The sequence below is a fragment of the Flavobacterium sp. F52 genome (genome assembly GCF_000278705.1).
GTDB lineage: Bacteria > Bacteroidota > Bacteroidia > Flavobacteriales > Flavobacteriaceae > Flavobacterium > Flavobacterium anhuiense.
This window is the reverse complement of sequence record NZ_AKZQ01000025.1, coordinates 304,501-324,801: the sequence shown is the minus strand read 5'-3', so window position 1 is coordinate 324,801 and position 20,301 is coordinate 304,501. Positions and strand designations below refer to the sequence as shown.

Below are 20,301 nucleotides of genomic sequence, written 5' to 3'. Positions count from 1 at the left end.
AAAGCGGTTGAGTCTTTAAATTCTCAACCGCTTTTTTATTAAAGGGTACGCTGTAAATTCTGATGCGTGTCTTTAAGAGCCCTTTCGTTTTTATAGTCAATCCATTTTTGACCTTGAATTTTTCGCATCATAATATCAAAGTGACGCATAATAAAAACATTATAAGCTGCTTTGGATAAATTGACAATGTTTTTTGGAAAGGAGCGAAGGCTCATCGAAAATCCTGGCGTTAGATATTTCATATAGTGCCAATATCCTTCAGGCATATAGAGCATCTCGCCATGTTTAAGATTTGTGATATAACCTTCGACATTTTTAAGCGCTGGAAATTTTTCGTAATCCGGATTATCAAAGTCAATGTCTTCTCTTGAAATTAACGCATGAGGCACTTTATACATAAATTTCGATTGGCTTGGAGCAAAAATCATACATTGCTTTTCCCCGTGAAAATGGAAATGAAGTATGTTTGAATAGTCAATATCATAATGCATAAAAACTCTCGAATTTTCGCCTCCGAAAAATAGCATCGGCATTTGCTTCACTAATTTTAAGCCTATATCAGGCCATAAGAAGTCGTTTTTTAATGAAGGAACTTCTTTCATTAGATTGTAAAGAAAAATACGGTAATTAGTAGGCTTTTCTTCCAATAAGTCGATATAATCACTCATTTTCATTGTAGTATGCGCTTCATTAAAACCATCTTCGTGATTTACAGGTCTGTCATCATACAAAGGAACTACCGAATCTCCTGCGATTTCTTTAATATAAGATAATCTCCATTTGTTATAAGCTGGCCAATCTTCGGTCAATTCTTCGATAACAACAGGAATTTGTTTTTTTACATATTGGGAAACAAAATCTTCTTTTGAGATTTTTTTAACCCTTTCAATTTGTTTTAACTTCATTTTTCAAATAAAAAAATTGCTTATAACTCTCTGCTATAAGCAATTTAAAAATATTTCTTGAGATTTAAGATCTCTTTTGGCTAAATTTTTTGATTTGATCGATACACAAAAAGTGCACTTAAAAAGGTATGCCGTTAAAATTTGGTTGCAACAAATTAAAAATTAATCTGCTGCGTATTTGTTATTCCAATACAGCATCATCATTAAAGTTACTATTACAGAAGAAGCGATTCCTTCAAATAATAAGCAGATACAGTAAGTTGGCACTGATGGATTTCCTCCGAACATAAATGTCTCGGATAAAGTTCTGACGTAGGCATCTCCACCTCGGGCGTAACTATAAACCAATAAGCCAAAAATACTTAGTGCGACACCAACTACAGAAGTAGCCATCGCAGAAACAGCATTAGAAACAAAGTTGGTTTCCCCTTCATGAAGATTCATCTGCATGGTCCTGTTAACACCGTAGAATATAAAGAAAACGTTAAGTGTTCTCAAATAAAACAAATCTGCTAAACCTAGTACATTCATTAATAAAAAATAAATGCCAATTCCGAGGAAAATCAAAAACCCGTTGGTAATTTCTTTAGGTAATTTCATAGTGGTTATTTTTTAGAAGTTAATAGTAAATATTTGAAAAACAGTGTTCTATCAAATTTACTAAAAAAATAACTACGATGATTTAAAAACGGTAAAAACTATGCAGTCTGATCCTTTAATGAAGAGTTTATAAAAGCCAGAGAATTGATTTTATCTTGATCAAGTTGCGCTTTCAAGGCATCTACTGAGCTAAATTTTTGCTCTTCGCGAATATAATGCAATAAAGAAACCTCAATGTTCTGATCGTAAATGTCTTTGTCAAAGTTAAACAAATGAACTTCAATAGTCTGTTTTTCGCCATTTACTGTCGGATTAAAACCAATATTCATCATGCCAAAAACAGTTTCATTGTTTACAACAGTTCTCACAACATAAACACCAATTTTTGGGATTAATTTATAATCTTCTTCAATATGGATATTTGCAGTAGGAAAACCAATGGTACGTCCAAGCTGTTTTCCTTTTACAATGGTTCCGTTCAAGAAATAGCTATAACCTAAATATTCATTGGCCAAAGCCATGTTGCCTTCATTTAAAGCTTTTCTGATTTTGGTTGAACTAACTGAAACATCTTGAATTTCTTCAGCCGAAATTTGCTCTACCTCAAATCCATATTCGATTCCAAAAGCAATTAAATCGTCAATATTTGCTGTTCTATTGCGGCCAAAACGATGATCATGTCCAATAATAATTTTTTGAATCTGAAATTTCTCTATTAAAATGGTACGAACGAATTCCTCAGCGGTTAATCTTGAAAAACTTTCGTTAAAAGGATGAACAACTAGATTTTCTATTCCAGTTGCTTCCAAAAGTTTTATTTTTTCATCAATGGTATTAAGTAATCTTATTTCAGACTTTTCCTGAAGAACCATTCTTGGGTGCGGAAAAAAGGTCAGAACTAGGCTTTCATATTTTCCATTTTCAGTATTCTGAGTAATTCGTTCCAGAATTTTTTTATGACCAATATGCACGCCATCAAAGGTACCAAGAGTTAAAATTGTTTTCTTGGTTGACTGAAAATCGTTTATAGAATGAAAGAGCTTCAAAACAAATTATTTAAGATGCTGCAAATTTATACTATTCTCTTTTAAATTTAATACTATGCCAAATCGATTTTTAACAGATAATATATCTTTTTGTAAAAATATGCCGACTCGTCGATTAAAAAACAATAATTGTCGTGTAGATAATATAATTTCAAATTAATTAAAGTAATTTTGATTATTATATTTTAATAGTATGAAAAAACAACTACTTTGTATACTTTTAATTTTCTGTTCTGTAGCAATTAAAGCACAAGACGTTTTATGGCAGAAAGTAACTAATTCATCGCTTTCACGAAGAGCTGATGGCACAAGTTCCAATAAATTATACTATAAATTAAATACAAGTCTTCTCAGCTCAAAGTTAGCTTCGGCATCCAATAAAACAGCAAAAAACACGACGTCAGAAATCACTATTCCGAATACTGATGGCATTTTGGAACGTTTTTCTATTTGGGAATCTTCTAATTTTGATCCCGAATTACAAGCAAAATATCCAGAAATCAGATCTTATGAAGGTCGAGGAATAGATGATAAAAATGCTAAAATACATTTTAGTGTTGCTCCAATTGGCGTACAGACCATGGTTTTTAGAACAGCTAAACCAACTGAATATATTGAGCAAAACCCAGAAAATAAATCTGAATATGTTTTGTTTAAATCGACAGACAACGCAACATCAAAAATGTTGTTGGACTGTAAAACAACCAATCTTGTTTCTGTCAATAAAACGGCAACAACCGCAAAAACAGCATCTAATGCCAAACAATTTAAAACACTTCGATTGGCATTATCTTGTACAGGGGAATACACAGCTTATTTTGGCGGAACAAAAGCAGGAGCTTTAGCCGGAATGAATGCCACTTTAACTCGAGTAAATGGTATTTTTAATCGAGATCTTGCTGTACAATTAATTTTAATTGCAAACAATGATGCTGTTATTTATACAGATGCTTCTACAGATCCTTATTCTATTCCTAGTATAGGTGCCGCTGAAAATAATCCTACTTGGCCAAAAGAAGTACAGACAACGTTAACTAATGTTATTGGTGAAGCCAATTACGATATCGGTCATTTGTTTGGAGGTTCTGGCGGAGGAGGAAATGCGGGTTGTATAGGTTGTATATGTGATAGTCCAACTCCAAGCCAACCAATAGGAAAAGGTAGTGCGTTTACATCTCCAGCAGATGCAAAACCGCAAGGTGATAATTTTGATATAGATTTTGTGGCACACGAAATGGGACATCAGCTTGGAGGCACACATACTTTTTCTTTCCAAAATGAAGGTTATGGAGCATGTTATGAACCTGGAAGCGGTTCAACTATTATGGGATATGCTGGAGTAACAAATTATGATGTTCAGAATCATTCAGACGATTATTTTTCTTATGCAAGCATTAGCCAAATACAGAATAATTTGGCAGGGAAAACCTGTCCAGTCTCGACTCCCATCGCTGATAATAATCCGCCTGTTATAAATGCAGGTTCAGATTATACAATTCCAATTAGTACACCCTTTATTTTGACGGGAACGGGTTCTGACCCTGAAGGAAATTCTATAACCTATACTTGGGAGCAATTTGACAGCGCTACAACAACTTTTGCAAGTAATAGTTTAACGTATCCTACAAAACCAGATGGCCCAATGTTTAGGTCTCTACCGCCTACAAATTCGCCAGTTCGTTATATGCCAGCTTTAAGTTCGGTATTAAATAACCAGTTGACGACAACTTGGGAATCTGTTTCTTCTATTGCAAAGACAATGAATTTTACTTTGACAGGAAGAGACAATGCGGCAGCAGGAAAAGCACAAACCAATACAGATACTATGGCCGTAACTGTAACTGCTGCTGCTGGACCATTTGCAGTAACTTCACAAGCTGATGATAATCTCGGGTGGGCAAAAGGGTCTGCACAAACAATTAATTGGAGTGTAAATAACACTAATACACTACCAGGTTCGTCAAATGTAAATATCAAATTATCAGTAGATGGCGGATTAACATTTCCAATAATCTTAGCTACTAATACTCCAAATGATGGTTCTGAAACGATATTGGTTCCAGAAATTGACGCTTCTACAAATTGCAGGCTTTTGGTAGAGCCAGTTGGCAATATTTATTATGCTATAAATTCCAAACCATTTGCTTTAGGATATAAGGTTTTGACTTCTTGCGCGTCATATAATTTTGGTGGTGGTTATTCAACAGGCGATAATGTAAATGTGAATAAAACAGTTTCTGTGCCTACCTCATCAGGGTCAGTCTCAGATGTCAATGTTTCAGTAAATGTAACGCATGCGAGATTTTCAGATTTGACTATGCAAATCATAAGCCCAAGCGGCACAGTGGTGACTTTGTTTAATAAAAACTGCGGAAGTACAAATTCAACTTTTGCCTTGCAGTTTGATGATAGCGGAGCTGCTTTGAACTGTAATACAACTACTAGCCAGATTGTGATTCCTTCAACAGCTCTAAGCGTTTTTAATGGGGAAAATCCACAAGGAAATTGGACTTTTAGAGTTCTTGATGATACTGTGGGAGCTCTTGGAACAATAAATTCTGCGTCAGTAAATATCTGTTCTAAAACCTATACATTAGGAAATGACGATTTTGAGAATGCTGATTTCGTTGCATACCCAAATCCAAATAAAGGAACTTTTACAGTGCAATTTGATAGAGATTCGGTGAGCGAGATTAAAGTTTACGTAAATGATATTAATGGAAAATATGTTTACAATAGAACTTTCCAAGGTTCAGGATATTTTATTCAAGATATTCAGTTGCCAGATGTGCCTTCGGGTCTTTATTTTGTAACGGTTACTGATGGTAACAGAAAAGAAGTGAAAAAAATATTGGTGAATTAATTTTTGAGTTTTAAAGGTTAATGCGCCATCGCCATACAGAGTATGCTAATCTTAGCGCCAGGTATTTTTAGTAAAGCTTTTGAGCATGCTTCAAGTGTTGCTCCAGTTGTAAGCACATCGTCAACAATTAAAAAATGTTTGTTATGATCAGATTCGGTGAATTTGACATCAAAAATGTTTTCAATATTTTCAGATCTTCCCAAAAGGTTTTTCTTGGATTGCGTTTTGGTATATAATTTACGGATTAGAATATTTTCTGCAAAAGGAATTTCAAAACCCAATGCAATTGCTTTTCCAAAAGTGGTAACCTGATTATAACCTCGTTCCTTAAATTTTCTTTTATGCAGCGGAACGGGAATTACAGCATCAAAAGGAATTTGTAAGTGAAGTTCCTTTAAATCTTCTGCATACCAATTTCCTAAAACGGTTCCAATTTCCTGATGACCTTTGTATTTTAAATTATGAATTAATTCTTGAACGATTCCTTTTTTATTGAAATACAAAAAAGCTGATGCAAATTGAATGTCAATTTTACCGTAAAACTTTTTGACAGCTTCGTTTTTAGGATTTAAATGATATTGTGTTAGAGGCATTTCATGTCGGCAGACGGTGCAGAAAACGGTTTCATTTTGAAGCAAAAGTGAATGGCATCCGCTGCAGACTTTAGGGAAAAATAGATTTATTAGATAATTAATCACAAAAAGAGAGATTTTATTTACAAAAGTAACAAAATCAAAGCTTCAATCTTTATAATTTTTCTTTTTTATATAGCTAGTTTTTATATTTTTGCATCACTATGGCAAAACAAGAAGATATATTTAAGAATGTGGTTTCGCACGCAAAAGAGTACGGATTTATTTTTCCGTCAAGCGAAGTTTACGATGGTTTAAGTGCTGTATATGATTACGCACAAAACGGTGTCGAATTAAAAAAGAATATCCGTGAATATTGGTGGAAATCAATGGTTCAGATGAATGAAAATATTGTCGGCCTTGATGCTGCGATATTGATGCATCCAACAACTTGGAAAGCTTCTGGTCACGTTGATGCTTTCAATGATCCATTAATTGATAATAAAGATTCTAAAAAGAGATATAGAGCTGACGTTTTGGTTGAAGATTTTGCTGAAAAAATTCACCAAAAAGCTCAAAAAGAAATCGAAAAAGCAAAAGCTCGTTTTGGCGATGCATTCAACGAACAAGAGTTTGTTACTACAAACGCTCGTGTTATTGAATATTTAGCTAAAGAAAAAGAAATCAGAGAGCGTTTAGGACGTTCTTTGGGAGCTGGAGATTTAGCTGATGTTAAAGCATTGATCGAAGAACTTGAAATTGCTGATCCTGAAACAGGTTCTAAAAACTGGACAGAGGTAAAACAATTTAACTTGATGTTCGGAACTAAATTGGGGGCATCTGCAGAAAATGCAATGGATTTATATTTACGTCCAGAAACGGCTCAAGGTATTTTTGTGAACTTCTTAAACGTTCAGAAATCAGGTCGTATGAAAGTTCCGTTCGGAATCGCTCAAACGGGTAAAGCGTTCAGAAATGAAATTGTGGCAAGACAATTTATTTTCCGTATGCGTGAGTTCGAACAAATGGAAATGCAATTCTTTGTTCGTCCGGGAGAAGAAATGCAATGGTACGAGCACTGGAAAGCAACTCGTTTAAAATGGCACTTATCTTTAGGGTTAGGACAAGAAAATTATCGTTTTCATGATCACGAGAAATTAGCGCACTACGCAAATGCAGCGGCTGATATCGAATTTAATTTCCCATTTGGATTTAAAGAATTGGAAGGAATTCACTCTCGTACAGATTTCGACTTAAAAGCACACGAAGAATATTCCGGAAGAAAATTACAATATTTTGATCCTGAATTAAATGAAAACTACGTTCCTTACGTAGTAGAAACTTCTGTTGGTTTAGATCGTATGTTCTTGGCTGTATTTGCTACTTCATTAAAAGAAGAAACATTAGAAGACGGTTCTACAAGAACAGTTCTAAAATTACCGGCAGTTTTAGCGCCAACTAAAGCGGCAGTATTGCCATTAGTTAAAAAAGATGGTTTACCAGAAGTTTCAAGAAAAATCATAGAAGATTTGAAATGGGATTTCAATGTGGCATACGATGAAAAAGATGCTGTAGGACGCCGTTACAGAAGACAAGATGCTTTAGGAACGCCTTTCTGTATCACAGTAGATCATCAAACGCTTGAAGACGAAACGGTAACGATTCGTCATCGAGATACCATGAAACAAGATCGTGTAAAAATTACTGAATTAAGAGGTATTATCGAAAATGAAGTTTCGATGAAAAACTGGTTAATGAAGATGTAATCTTTACAGTTTATTATAGAAATCCCAAATTCTGTCCCAAAGCTTCGGGAGAGTTTGGGATTTTCTTTTTTAAATAAGTATTTTATCGGCTTTTTTTGCATTTCATCCTTATGTATTAACATTTTGGCTTAATGTGTTAACAATGAGATGTTTAGAATGTTTAAATCCGTAATTTTAAATTTATATTACTGCAAAGAGCAATTTTTTTCTTCATATAGCAAATCAAAAGTGTTTTTTTATTATGATTGTGCAGTGAGAAAACCAACAAGACCCGAAATTGAAAAAGTATTCGTATATTATAATTGATGATGTTGCTGAGAGTATTTTGAAAACCCAAACAACCGCTTCAGGTTTTTCAGAATTATCTTTTGCGGGATCGGCATCAAATTTCCAGGACGGTTTAAACTTGGTTTTAGAACACAAACCCGATTTGATTTTTCTAGAAATCGAACCTGAAAATCTTTCAAGTCATTTGTCTCTGACTTTCGTTAGCGAATTGCACCGTTTCTTTCATGAAATTCCAAAAATTATCATTACTACAAATAAGAAAGACAAAGCGTTTGATGCTATTCAATATGGAGTGTTTGATTATCATTTAAAACCCATTGCACATACCGATCTTCTTAAAACCGTTTTGAAGCTTAAAAAAGCAAATTTTGAGGTAAAAACAGTAAGTTCAACAGAAGAACAGACTTCAATTGTAATTGACAATGTAAATAATGTAAAGATTCCTCAAAATATCCAAAGACCATTAACCATTTGCATAAAATCTTATGGTGATTATCGATATTTAAATGCTGACGATATTTGTTATTTTCAAGCCGACAATAATTCTACGGATATTTATTTAAACACTGGCGAAATGATTACGGCCTTCAAAACTTTAAAGCATTTCGAAAGTGTTTTGACCTATCCGTTTATCCGTATTCATAACAGTTATGTCATTAATAGAAATTATATTTCGAGGATTCATAGCGGAAACTCAATCTGTTACATAAAAAACTCCACAAAAAAGATTCCTTTTTCTAAAACGTACAAGGCAAATATAGAGCAGATTATTTCCGATTTTGCAGCAGGAAATTACCTAGAGGTCTAAAAATTAGGCAATTACATTGATTTCCTACTCATTGACTATCAATTGGGTACGATCTACCACAAACCTAATTTTTTGTATAAATTTTTTTTCATCCTGGTATTAGTTTTACACTCTGATTCGCAAGCAAACAGCGGATCATCTCCAAAAATTAATACAAACATTAAAACCTCAGGTCATGAAAAAAACAGCTTTAACAATCGGATTATTTTCTTTAGTAGCAGTTGCAACTTCTTTTGCACCAACTGAAGCACCAACATATTTAGCAGCTAACGATACTATTAAAACCTTACCTATCGATGGAGGAGTAAAATCAGATATGGGAAGAAAACATGATTATACAAATCTTGGCGGATTTAGCTCTGATACTCAATTTTCTACTTTAAATAGAAAAATTGACTAAACATAGAAAACAAAATATAAGAAAGGCTATCAATTACTGGTAGCCTTTTTTTGTATTTATACTTTTGCTATTTTTGGTGAAAATCAGAAATCTATTGAAAAAATATAGCCAAATATTATTGCTTCTATTCTTAATTATATTTGGTTGTACCAAGAAAGACAACTTATATAAAAATTCAAATTCCTCTAAAGACAGTTTGTCTATTTATCTATCGCTGGCAAACGACATTAATCGGCCTTATGCCTTAAAACAACAGGACACAAAAAAGGCATTATCAATTATTTTAGCTGAAAAGGATGACTCTTTAAATAAAGTAAATTTGTTTAAGGTTGCAAACAGGTATTTTAATATGAATGATTTAGAATCATATGGAGGTATCTCTAAATTGATAATAACAAGATCAATCAATAGCAGTGATTCAATAAATTTAGCAAAAGCTTACACCTACCTAGGGGATTATTATAGCAGAAAGTCAATTTCAGATAGTGCTTTCTTAGTTTATTTTAAAGCAGAAAAAATGTATAAGCAGATTAATGATAAAAATAATTTGGCTAAAACATATCTAAGTAAAGCTGATCTTCAATTTAAAGAAAGTGATTTGTTTGAAAGTGAGATTACCATTTTTAAAGCTTTAAAAATACTTAAAGATCAGAAAAACGTAAGCGACCTGCTTTATCAATCGTATAATTTACTTGGCATATTATACAATGAACGTGAGGAATATAATAAAGCTTTAGAGTTTCATAATAAAGCATTAAATATTCTGCAAGACCAATCAATCCCATCCGATCTACAACTCAAGGCAACGTCGTTGAATAATATTGGTTTTGTTTATTTATCCATGAAGAACTACCAAAATGCAAAAAAAAGTTTTTCTAATGGTCTTCAGCAAAACAATCTATTTAAGGAAAGTACACCATTGTATGCAATGTTGTTAGATAATCTAGCCTATTCAAAATTTAAATTAAATGATTTTGAGGATCTTCCCAATCAATTTTATCGATCCTTAAAGATTAGAGACAGCTTAGATTTGACATCAGGAATAATTTTGAACAAGGTGCATTTGTCTGAATTTTATGCCGTCAAAAAAGATACTCTTAAGGCAATTCAACTTTCTAAGGAAGCATTATATCTTTCTAGAACATCCAATAAATTAAGAAATACACTTGAAGTTTTAAAGCAACTAGCAATCGTTGATCACAAAAATGCTTCAGAATATTCCAAAGAATATATTCAATTGAATGATAAACTGTTAAAAGCAGAGCGAAGAATGGGAGAAAAATTCTCTCGCATCGAATATGAAACCAACGAGATAAAAGATCAAAATTCCAGTCTTCAGGAAAAAAATAAAACCTTGATTTATGTATTTAGTATTTGTACATTACTCGGATTGTTTTTTTATGTTTACAAAACACAGCAGGCTAAAAATCGAGAACTACTTTTTAAACAACAGCAACAGATTGCAAACGAAGATATTTACAATTTAATGATTTCGCAGCAAAATGAAATTGAGCTTACGCGAATAAAAGAAAAGAAGAAAGTTGCCCAAGAGTTACACGATGGTGTTTTAGGGCGTATGTTCGGTATTAGGATAAGTTTGGATAGTTTGGATAAGTTAGATGAATCTGAGGCTATTTCTAAAAGAAAAAAATATCTTGACGAATTGAAAAATGTTGAACAGGATATTCGGGAAATTTCGCATGATTTAAATAGAGAAAAATCGGAATTAATTAATAATTTTGTTTCTATTTTGAACAAACTATTTGAAGATCAAAAGAATATGTATAGTTCTAAATTGATTACTGTTTTTGATCCTGAAATTAAATGGGATTTAATAAGCAACATCGTAAAAATCAATTTGTATAGAATAGTTCAAGAAGGGCTCCAGAATTGTAACAAATATGCTAAGGCTGATATTATTAGAGTAGAGTTTAAAAACGAAAATGATAATTTAGTTTTAACCATCGAGGATGACGGAATTGGATTTAATACCAATAAAACTAAAAACGGAATTGGTCTTAATAATATAGAATATAGAGCCACAGAGTGTAAGGGAACAGTTACGATAAAATCTGCCAAAGGAGAAGGAACAATTCTCACCATAAAAGTCCCATTAGAGCCAAATAATAACCTTCATAATGACATTTGATTTACCAGCCTCAGCTCCACAATTAGTTAAAAAGAATATTTTAATAGTAGATGACCATCCATTTATTATTGAAGGGTATAAGAATGCTATAACTCGTTATAATCCAAAACAATATGATTTTTTAATTTCGCAGGCACACGATTGTAGATCCGGTTATGATATAATTGAAAATAATAACAATACTGATTTTGATATCGCTTTTTTGGATATTAGCATGCCTCCCTATGAGGAAAAAGAGATTTTTTCTGGTGAAGATCTAGCTAAGCTGATTTTGAAAAAGATGCCTTCATGCAAGATTATTCTGTTGACGATGTATACCGAATTGCTGAAAATTAAAACCATTATCAGAACCATTCAGCCCAACGGATTGATCATTAAAAACGACCTTACTTTTGACGAATTGCTTTTGGCTTTTGATAAAGTAATGAAAAATGAAAAATATTACAGCCAGTCAGTTGTAAAAATGCTGAATCAATCAACGCATAATGCAATTGAAATTGATCAATACGATAAACAGATATTAATTCATTTAGATAAAGGAACCCCAATTCATGAAGTGTTGCAAAATATTCCAATTTCTTTAAATGCCATCGTGAAACGGAAAAAACATTTGATGGAATTGCTAAAAATAAAAAGCGGTTCTGATCACGACTTGGTAAAAGAAGCGAAAAGCAAAGGGCTTTTTTAAAATTTTAGATTTCAGAGTTCAGATTTTACAGTTTTAAAGTGAAATATAATGACACAAAAAACACCTAATGGATTTTAACCTATTAGGTGTTTTTTATTGTTACTGAATACTGAGACTAAATACTTAAATTACTCGCTCAAAGCATCCCATCCGCGAGCTTTTAAGGCAATTTTTGTATTCGCACGGGTTACAAGATGGATTCCTTCATTTTCTTCCGTCATATGTCCGATAACAGAGAAATTTGGGTTTCCTTTTATCTTGTCGAAATCATTAATATCTATTGTAAACAAAAGTTCATAATCTTCTCCACCATTTATGGCAACCGTTGTACTGTCAATATTAAATTCTTCGCAAGTAGAAATAAACTGAGGATCCAAAGGCAGTTTGTCTTCATATAAATTACAACCTACTTTAGATTGTTTGCAGATATGCATAATCTCAGAAGATAATCCGTCTGAGATATCAATCATTGCGTTTGGTTTTATATCTAAAGCATGAAGCAAGGTGCGAACATCTTTTCGCGCTTCAGGTTTTAATTGGCGTTCTACCAAATAAGTGTAGGGATCTAAATCTGGCTGATTGTTCGGATTAACCTGAAAAACTTGTTTTTCACGTTCTAAAACCTGCAATCCCATATACGCAGCGCCAAGGTCACCGGTTACAACTAATAAATCAGTTTTTTTAGCTCCATTTCTATAAACCAATTCATTTTCATCAGCTTCTCCAATGGCAGTTATGCTGATGATTAATCCTTTTTGAGATGAGGTTGTGTCTCCGCCAATAACATCCACTTTATATTCTTTTGCGGCAAGTGTAATTCCTGCAAACAACTCTTCTAGAGCTTCAAGCGGAAAACGATTAGAAACGGCAATCGAAACCGTAATTTGAGTCGGTTTTGCATTCATCGCGCAAATGTCAGAAACGTTTACTACAACGGCTTTGTATCCTAAATGTTTCAGTGGCATGTAAGCCAAATCAAAATGAACTCCTTCAATTAATAAATCGGTTGAAACTACTACTTTTTTGTCTTTAAAATCAAGAACAGCGGCGTCATCACCAATACTTTTTAAGGTAGATTCCTGAGTAATGTCAAAATGTTTAGTTAAATGGTCAATTAAACCAAATTCGCCCAATTGAGCTATACTAGTTCTCTGCTGATTTTTATCTTCAATCATTTCTGTTAAGTTCCAAAGTTATTAAGGCGCAAAGGTACAAAGGATTTTTCTTTTTAAGTTACAAAGACACAAAGGTTCAGAGTTGCAAAGTTTTTTATAAACGAATTTTCCTTAGAGTACCGCAGTGCATCTCCCTTGTGTATAAATTTGGGTGTAGATTTCCGATGTGTTAAACGCATTGCGGTGCGTCTAAAATGTGCAAAAAAATATTTTTTTAAAATATTTTTTTGCTGCTGACAAACTGTTGTCACCAGCCTATTTTACTTTTGAAGTATTAAAAATATTTAAACTTTAAAACCATGAAAACATTAGAAGCACAAGTTATTACTTCAGAAGATTTATTGAAACACTGGCAAGGGCACAGAGCACTTACTCGCCGTTTAATTGAGATTTTCCCAGAGAAAGATTTCTTCGAATTTTCAATTGGCGGAATGAGGCCTTTCTCAAAATTAGTAGATGAACTTTTGGCTATTGCGGTTCCAGGTTTAAAAGGAATTGTAACGAAAGAAACTGCACCATTTTCAGAAGGAACAGAAAAATTGATTTTTAAAGCACAATATCTTGAAAAATGGGACGAAGCTACAGAAGAAATCAATAAATATTGGGAGCAACTATCAGTTGAAGATTTTAGCGAAACCTTTAACCTTTTTGGGCAATATGAATTTCCTGTAATTCAGAATATTTTATATTTTATTGATAATGAAGTGCATCACCGTGGACAAGCTTATGTGTATTTAAGAGCTTTAAATATCGAACCGCCATTTTTCTGGGAAAGATAATTGATAATTTTTTACTATCTTAATATCACATTCTAAAAACCACTGCTATGAGTTTAAAAAAGATAATGTCCAATTTTGCAGATTACAATTTATGGGTAAACCAGCAATTTGTAAACTGGCTTTCGCCAAAAGCTGATGAATTGCTTTATGCAGAAGTTCAATCAAGTTTTCCGACTATCATGAAAACGTTGGATCATATCTGGTCTACAGAAGAATATTGGTTTTCTGTAATCTCTGAAAATGATATGATAGAAAAAAAGCCTGAAAACGAATTGTCAAAAGATGAAATATTTGAAGGATTGCTCAATTCATCTACAAGATTGAAACATCTTATCAATTCATTGTCAGAAGAAGATTTGATGAAAGAAGTTAAAATTACCAATCCGTGGTTTGAGTGCGAATTGCCTGTTTCAGATTATCTGCTACAGGTTATAAATCACGGAACTTATCACAGAGGACAAATTGTAACCATGGGAAGAAATATCGGAATTACAGATGCTTCCAACACCGATTACAATTTTTATAATGTAATTAAGGCCCAATAATAAAAACTCCCAAAAGAATTTGAAATTCTCTTGGGAGTTTTTTTATAATAGTCTTTTTTTATTGATTTCGATTAAATTTAAAACTTTAGTTTTTAATATTTCAGGTTCCAAAATTTCAGCATAATCGCCAAACATTAAAAACCAGCGAGGAAAACCATTTTCGATATCACGGCAGAGAAAAGTCATTTCTAATTTATCTCCAACTTCTTTTTCAGAAACAAAACCATGATATTTTCTATCGAAAGCTAGATAACGGGCAATTTTCTTTTCTACCAGAAGGCGGACTTTTGTAGTTGGAACTGTTTCTGTTTTGTTCAAATACGTTTCCAAAGAATCGTGCTCGATTGTAAAATCTAAATCTGTTTTTTTTAGGTTTTGAATTCTGTCGGCCCTAAACTGTCTGTAATCTTTTCTCAAGTGACAGAAACCAAGGAAATACCAATTGTTATTATCATGAAAAACGCCAACAGGTTCCAAATTACGCTCAGTTAATTCATCTTTCCCAAATGTTTTATAAGAAAGTGAAATCTGTTTCTTCTCAGCAATACTTTCAAACAAAACCGATAGAGTATTTGGCGAATTATCATTAAACATTGGTTCTGCATCCTGCATTACAATTCTCGATTCGATGTTCGAAAGATAATCTTTGTCGTTACTTCTTAAAACAGCTTTTAGCTTGTACATCGCCGAAGCATAATGTGTTCCCAAAGAAGGATCGGTAAACTTCTGCATCAGTTTTTCAGCAGCAATAAAACTGCTGACTTCTTCGCGAGTAAACATCACGGGAGGAAGACGATAACCATCCATCAGAGCATAACCAACTCCGGCTTCACTATAAATAGGAACTCCCGAAGCTTCAAGAGTTCTAATGTCTCTATAAATAGTTCTCAAACTGCATTCAAAACGATCGGCTAATTCTTGTGCTTTGACAATCTTTTTAGATTGCAATTGTATGAGAATAGCAACAATTCGGTCAAATCGCTTTGGGGTTTCGTCGAGCATTTGTTTTTAAGATTCTAAGGTTCTGAGTTACTGAGATTCTAAGTCTTTTTGCTGATGCAAAGATTCAAAGATACAAATGTAAAAACTAAAGAGGATAAAAAAAGCTGTTCCAAATTGAAACAGCTTTCTATCATAAATCGAAAAAAAAAAAATTAAAATCTATACAAAACTCCAAATTGAGGCTGGTCGAAAATATTTTCAAATAAGTTGATGTTTAATTGAAAAGTATCAGACGATGGACCATTTTCTGGAGAAACGCTGTTGTAAGCCAAAACATTTGCAAGGACAAAAGTAACGGCAATATTTTTGGTTACAAAATAGTTCAAACCGACATTAATATCAGCTGTTAAGCTATTGTCTGTATCGCTGCCAACTTGTGGTATTTCGGTTTTGTTTCTTCCATAGCCTAAACCAAGTTCGGCATACGTTTTAAAACGTTTTTTATCTAATTCTAAGAAATAGTAACGAGCAAAAGCTCCAACTCCAAAAACATTCGTTTTTACTTGAGTTGTTTCTACTTTGTTACTTGAGTAGTTTAGTTTAGCTCCAACAGCAAATTTATCATTTAGCAAATAGCCAAATTTTGGGCTAAAGCCATAATAGTCTGCGTCGCCGCCTGTACTAATTTTGATAGATCCTTCTAAAAACATATCACCTTTTTGAAAAGTGATGCCTTTTGCAGAATTCATTTCTGAATCAACTTGGTCTTGTTGAGCATTTGCAAAACAGAATGTGAATAGTGCTAAAATAACAGAAAATTTGGTTTTCATAGTCTTGTAATGTTAAAGTTGTAAGATTAAAAATACATTTTCTGTGTTAAAAAGGCTTTCGATTTGTTCGAATGAGTTAATATTGGATTTTTCGAGTTAATAATCTGTTTTATTTGTAAGTTTTGACGTTGTAATTTTTAAACTTTAAACAATAAAAAACCCGATAACACAAGTCATCGGGTCTAATCTATATTCTTTGTTCTTTACTCTTTTTATCTAAAAAGAAAATCTAGTCATTCAATTTTAAAACAGCCATAAATGCTTCTTGCGGAATCTCAACGTTTCCTACTTGACGCATACGTTTTTTACCTTTTTTCTGTTTTTCAAGAAGTTTACGCTTACGCGAAATATCTCCACCGTAACATTTTGCAGTAACGTCTTTACGAAGTGCTTTAATAGTTTCACGAGCGATAATCTTAGCTCCAATTGCAGCTTGAATCGGAATATCAAATTGCTGTCTTGGGATAAGTTCACGCAGTTTTTCGGTCATTTTTTTACCTATGTTATAAGCGTTGTCTTCGTGGATCAATGCAGAAAGCGCATCAACGGTTTGAGCATTCAAAAGAACGTCAAGTTTAACCAATTTCGAAGTTCTCATTCCAATAGGAGAGTAGTCGAAAGAAGCGTAACCTTTAGAAACTGTTTTCAAACGATCGTAGAAATCGAATACAATTTCGGCCAATGGCATATCAAAATTCAACTCAACACGTTCTGTTGTTAAATACGTTTGGTTGGTGATTAAACCACGTTTTTCAATACATAAACTCATTACGTTTCCAACGAAATCGGCTTTTGTAATGATTGTTGCTTTAATAAAAGGCTCTTCAACTCTATCCAATTTTGAAGGCTCTGGTAAATCTGAAGGATTGTTTACAACGATTGGCGTTTCTGGATGTTTCTTAGTATACGCTAAGTACGAAACGTTAGGAACCGTAGTAATTACAGTCATGTCGAACTCACGTTCTAAACGTTCTTGGATAATTTCCATGTGAAGCATTCCTAAGAATCCGCAACGGAAACCGAATCCTAATGCCGCAGAACTTTCAGGAGTAAATACTAATGAAGCGTCATTTAACTGTAATTTTTCCATAGAAGAACGCAAGTCCTCGTAATCTTCTGTATCAACAGGATAAATACCCGCAAATACCATCGGTTTTACATCCTCAAAACCGGCAACCATATTGGTTGTAGGCACTTTTGCATCTGTAATGGTATCACCCACTTTTACTTCACGAGCTTCTTTAATTCCAGAAATCAAATATCCAACATCTCCTGCAGAAACTACATTTTTAGGAACTTGATTTAATTTTAAAGTTCCAATTTCGTCAGCAAAATATTCGTTATCTGTAGCCATAAATTTAATTTTTTGGCCTTTTTTGATTTCACCGTTTACAACTCTAAAAATTACCTCGATTCCACGGAATGGATTGTAAACTGAGTCAAAAATCAAAGCTTGCAACGGCTCTTCCGGATCTCCTTTTGGAGCAGGAATTTTTTCGATAATGGCAGCCAGAATGTTCTCCACACCAAAACCAGTTTTTCCTGAAGCATGAATAATATCTTCCAATTTACATCCTAATAAATCGATAATATCATCACTAACTTCTTCAGGGTTTGCACTCGGCAAATCGACTTTATTTAAAACAGGAATAATTTCCAAGTCGTTTTCAAGTGCTAAATATAAGTTTGAAATTGTTTGTGCCTGAATACTCTGTGCCGCATCGACAATCAATAAAGCGCCTTCGCAGGCAGCGATAGATCTAGAAACTTCATACGAAAAGTCTACGTGGCCAGGAGTATCAATTAGGTTTAAGATATATTCCTCGCCTTTGTATTTGTATTCCATCTGAATGGCATGACTCTTAATGGTAATTCCACGCTCGCGTTCCAAGTCCATGTTGTCAAGCAATTGTGCTTTTTCTTCACGGGCAGAAACGGTTTGTGTAGCACTTAGTAATCGGTCTGCTAATGTACTCTTACCGTGGTCAATGTGTGCAATAATGCAAAAATTACGTATCTTCTTCATTTTAATATATCGGTTCTCTAATCGATTTTAAGTCTTTTTTTGGGAATAATCTGCCTCAAAGCAATTACTTTAAAGCATGTTATTAAGGCGCAAAGATAGCGCAAAGTTTTGGATTCTGGAATGCTGATCTTCGATAGTTGAAAGATGTGAATTAAAATTGGCGTTAAAATTCAAAATTAAATCCTTTTTCAGTTAATTTTTTGTACATCTCATCATCAAATTTATAAAGTTTAGCAGCTCTGTGCGAAACGTCTTTTTGTTTTTCATCTAATGCTGTGAGCAGTTTCATGTGAAGAATTTTTCGTCTGAAATTAGATTTGTCCAATTCAATTCCAAGAATTTCTTCGTACAAATGCATGAGCTGCAATAAAGTAAATTTTTCTGGAAGAAGATTAAAACCAATTGGAGCCTGACGCACACGGTTTCTGAGCTGTAATAAACTGAAATTTAAAATTTCATTGTGGTCAAAGATCAACTCAGGAATATCTTTTATTTTATACCATTTGGCTTCGATAACTCTCAAACTGGCTTTAATATTATAATCTTCACGATTCACCAAAGTGTAATAGCCAATCGTTACAACACGTCTTTCTGGAACACGTTTTGGATTTGTGAATGCTTTTAGCTGTTCTAGATAAATATTTTCAAGTCCTGTAAGTTCTTGCAAAATACGTTGCGCAGCATCATCGGCACTTTCATCCAGCTGAAGCCATCCGCCAAGAAGTCCCCATTTGCCTTTACTTTCACCTTGAGCGTGCTGAACCAAGAGAACTTCGAGGCTCTCTTTGTTAAATCCGAAGAAAACACAGTCAATTGTGATTCCCTCTACGGCTGGTTTGTGATGATGATTAGTTATTTCTGCCAATGTATTGTTGTCGTAATTATTGTTTATTGAAAATTAGAATACAAAATTAAATCCCTTTTCAGTTAATTGATTATAAATTTCTGGATCAAATTTGTATAGCTGAGCTGCTCTATGTGAAACATCTTGCTGTTTTTCGTCTAATGCCACCAAGAGTTTCATGTGCAGAATTTTTCGTCTGAAATTGGGCTTATCCATTTCGATTCCTAAAATTTCTTCATAAAGTTGCATCAATTGCAATAAAGTGAATTTTTCAGGAAGCAAATTAAATCCAATTGGGGCTTGACGAACCCTGTTTCGAAGGTGTTTTAAACTGTAATCTAAAATCTCATTATGGTCGTAAATCAAATCTGGAATTTCGTTGATTTTATACCATTGCGCATCAGAAGCCGTAAAACCTGCTTTAATATTATAATCTTCTCTTTTTACAAGGGCATAATAACCAATTGTAATGACACGTCTCAGCGGAAAACGATCTGGATCTCCAAATGCTTTCAGCTGTTCCAGATAAATATTATCAAGACCTGTAAGCTCATTCAATAAACGATGAGCCGCATTGTCTGTGCTTTCTTTTTTATAAATCCATCCTCCTGGAAGCCCCCATTTTCCTTTACTGATACCTTCAGCATGCTGCACTAAAAGCACTTCGAGACTGCCTTTGTCAAAACCAAAAATGACACAGTCAATCGTGATGGCATTCATCGCGCTGTTTTCATTTTTATAAGCAGTTTTGTCGTCTACATTTTCAACCATATATGAGATAAATTTTGACAAATTAAATAAATAAAATCATTATTAGCCTTTTTGAAAGCCTTATATTTTTTGAATGAAACAAAAAATTGAAAATCAAATGTTTAAGAATGTGTAAAAAAAGCTTTTGAATTCTATTAAACTTCTAAATGACTGACGGTCAATTTTATGAAAACATTGATTTTTCTATATTTTTTATTTCAATTCCCCTTCAGGTTTTACAACATTCATAAAAATGAATTACAATTAATCAGAATCAAAAAAAAATAACCCTAAAATATTGTTAATATAGAAAATTTGTTTTACA

18 protein-coding genes are annotated in these 20,301 nt (G+C 33.3%); 8 read left to right on the top strand and 10 right to left on the bottom strand.

The genetic code is table 11. The annotated features are described in order from the left end of the window. Positions 1 to 38: 38 nt before the first annotated feature. The 3 genes from FF52_RS11035 to FF52_RS11025 form a co-directional block, all read right to left on the bottom strand. Positions 39 to 905, bottom strand: coding sequence for a cupin-like domain-containing protein (locus FF52_RS11035; protein ID WP_008465452.1), 867 nt, complete (start codon positions 903 to 905; stop codon positions 39 to 41). Positions 906 to 1,067: 162 nt separating this feature from the next. Continuing rightward, the gene (locus FF52_RS11030) at positions 1,068 to 1,505 is read right to left on the bottom strand and encodes a hypothetical protein (RefSeq protein ID WP_008465451.1); all 438 of its coding nucleotides are present in this window, start codon (positions 1,503 to 1,505) and stop codon (positions 1,068 to 1,070) included. Positions 1,506 to 1,603: 98 nt separating this feature from the next. After that, a complete protein-coding gene (locus FF52_RS11025; RefSeq protein WP_008465448.1) occupies positions 1,604 to 2,551 on the bottom strand; it encodes a bifunctional riboflavin kinase/FAD synthetase in 948 nt (315 codons plus the stop codon). 193 nt (positions 2,552 to 2,744) lie between these two features. On the opposite strand from FF52_RS11025, the gene FF52_RS11020 reads away from it, so the two are divergent. Further along, positions 2,745 to 5,414, top strand: coding sequence for a reprolysin-like metallopeptidase (locus FF52_RS11020; RefSeq protein WP_008465446.1), 2,670 nt, complete (start codon positions 2,745 to 2,747; stop codon positions 5,412 to 5,414). A 17-nt stretch (positions 5,415 to 5,431) separates the two neighbouring features. Here FF52_RS11020 and FF52_RS11015 read toward each other — a convergent pair whose 3' ends face one another. Next, the gene (locus FF52_RS11015; RefSeq protein ID WP_035691375.1) at positions 5,432 to 6,112 is read right to left on the bottom strand and encodes a ComF family protein; all 681 of its coding nucleotides are present in this window, start codon (positions 6,110 to 6,112) and stop codon (positions 5,432 to 5,434) included. Positions 6,113 to 6,210: 98 nt separating this feature from the next. Here FF52_RS11015 and FF52_RS11010 point away from each other — a divergent pair, with 98 nt between their 5' ends. The 5 genes from FF52_RS11010 (at position 6,211) to FF52_RS10990 (ending at position 12,085) form a co-directional block, all read left to right on the top strand. After that, positions 6,211 to 7,752 carry a glycine--tRNA ligase gene (locus tag FF52_RS11010; protein ID WP_008465442.1) on the top strand — a complete coding sequence of 514 codons (1,542 nt, stop codon included), beginning with the start codon at positions 6,211 to 6,213 and terminating at the stop codon, positions 7,750 to 7,752. A gap of 277 nt (positions 7,753 to 8,029) precedes the next feature. Further along, on the top strand, positions 8,030 to 8,848 hold the full coding sequence (locus FF52_RS11005; RefSeq protein WP_008465441.1) for a LytR/AlgR family response regulator transcription factor: 819 nt from the start codon (positions 8,030 to 8,032) through the stop codon (positions 8,846 to 8,848). A 175-nt stretch (positions 8,849 to 9,023) separates the two neighbouring features. Continuing rightward, positions 9,024 to 9,248, top strand: coding sequence for a hypothetical protein (locus FF52_RS11000; RefSeq protein WP_008465440.1), 225 nt, complete (start codon positions 9,024 to 9,026; stop codon positions 9,246 to 9,248). Between the two features lie 94 nt (positions 9,249 to 9,342). Further along, positions 9,343 to 11,397: a tetratricopeptide repeat-containing sensor histidine kinase gene (locus tag FF52_RS10995; RefSeq protein WP_052017597.1), complete on the top strand. Its 2,055-nt coding sequence runs from the start codon at positions 9,343 to 9,345 to the stop codon at positions 11,395 to 11,397. Beyond that, positions 11,387 to 12,085 carry a response regulator gene (locus FF52_RS10990; RefSeq protein WP_008465438.1) on the top strand — a complete coding sequence of 233 codons (699 nt, stop codon included), beginning with the start codon at positions 11,387 to 11,389 and terminating at the stop codon, positions 12,083 to 12,085. The genes FF52_RS10995 and FF52_RS10990 overlap by 11 nt, the downstream gene beginning before the upstream one ends. Positions 12,086 to 12,213: 128 nt before the next feature. Here FF52_RS10990 and thiL read toward each other — a convergent pair whose 3' ends face one another. Then, complete coding sequence (thiL, locus tag FF52_RS10985; RefSeq protein WP_008465437.1) at positions 12,214 to 13,260, bottom strand: thiamine-phosphate kinase; 1,047 nt, start codon at positions 13,258 to 13,260, stop codon at positions 12,214 to 12,216. A 299-nt stretch (positions 13,261 to 13,559) separates the two neighbouring features. Here thiL and FF52_RS10980 point away from each other — a divergent pair, with 299 nt between their 5' ends. Together FF52_RS10980 and FF52_RS10975 are read left to right on the top strand one after the other, a co-directional pair. After that, positions 13,560 to 14,039 (top strand): DinB family protein, encoded by a 480-nt coding sequence (locus FF52_RS10980; RefSeq protein ID WP_008465436.1) that lies wholly within the window; start codon positions 13,560 to 13,562, stop codon positions 14,037 to 14,039. A gap of 47 nt (positions 14,040 to 14,086) precedes the next feature. Further along, on the top strand, positions 14,087 to 14,584 hold the full coding sequence (locus FF52_RS10975) for a DinB family protein (protein WP_008465435.1): 498 nt from the start codon (positions 14,087 to 14,089) through the stop codon (positions 14,582 to 14,584). Positions 14,585 to 14,626: 42 nt separating this feature from the next. Here FF52_RS10975 and FF52_RS10970 read toward each other — a convergent pair whose 3' ends face one another. The 5 genes from FF52_RS10970 to FF52_RS10950 form a co-directional block, all read right to left on the bottom strand. Further along, complete coding sequence (locus FF52_RS10970; protein ID WP_008465434.1) at positions 14,627 to 15,586, bottom strand: helix-turn-helix transcriptional regulator; 960 nt, start codon at positions 15,584 to 15,586, stop codon at positions 14,627 to 14,629. A gap of 152 nt (positions 15,587 to 15,738) precedes the next feature. Then, entirely contained in the window at positions 15,739 to 16,356 is a 618-nt protein-coding gene (locus tag FF52_RS10965) for an outer membrane beta-barrel protein (protein WP_008465432.1), read from the bottom strand. Positions 16,357 to 16,585: 229 nt separating this feature from the next. Then, complete coding sequence (gene lepA, locus FF52_RS10960; RefSeq protein WP_008465431.1) at positions 16,586 to 18,382, bottom strand: translation elongation factor 4; 1,797 nt, start codon at positions 18,380 to 18,382, stop codon at positions 16,586 to 16,588. A 163-nt stretch (positions 18,383 to 18,545) separates the two neighbouring features. Continuing rightward, positions 18,546 to 19,247: an NUDIX hydrolase gene (locus FF52_RS10955; protein ID WP_008465429.1), complete on the bottom strand. Its 702-nt coding sequence runs from the start codon at positions 19,245 to 19,247 to the stop codon at positions 18,546 to 18,548. Positions 19,248 to 19,280: 33 nt separating this feature from the next. After that, on the bottom strand, positions 19,281 to 19,997 hold the full coding sequence (locus FF52_RS10950) for an NUDIX hydrolase (protein ID WP_008465426.1): 717 nt from the start codon (positions 19,995 to 19,997) through the stop codon (positions 19,281 to 19,283). Positions 19,998 to 20,301 lie beyond the last annotated feature (304 nt).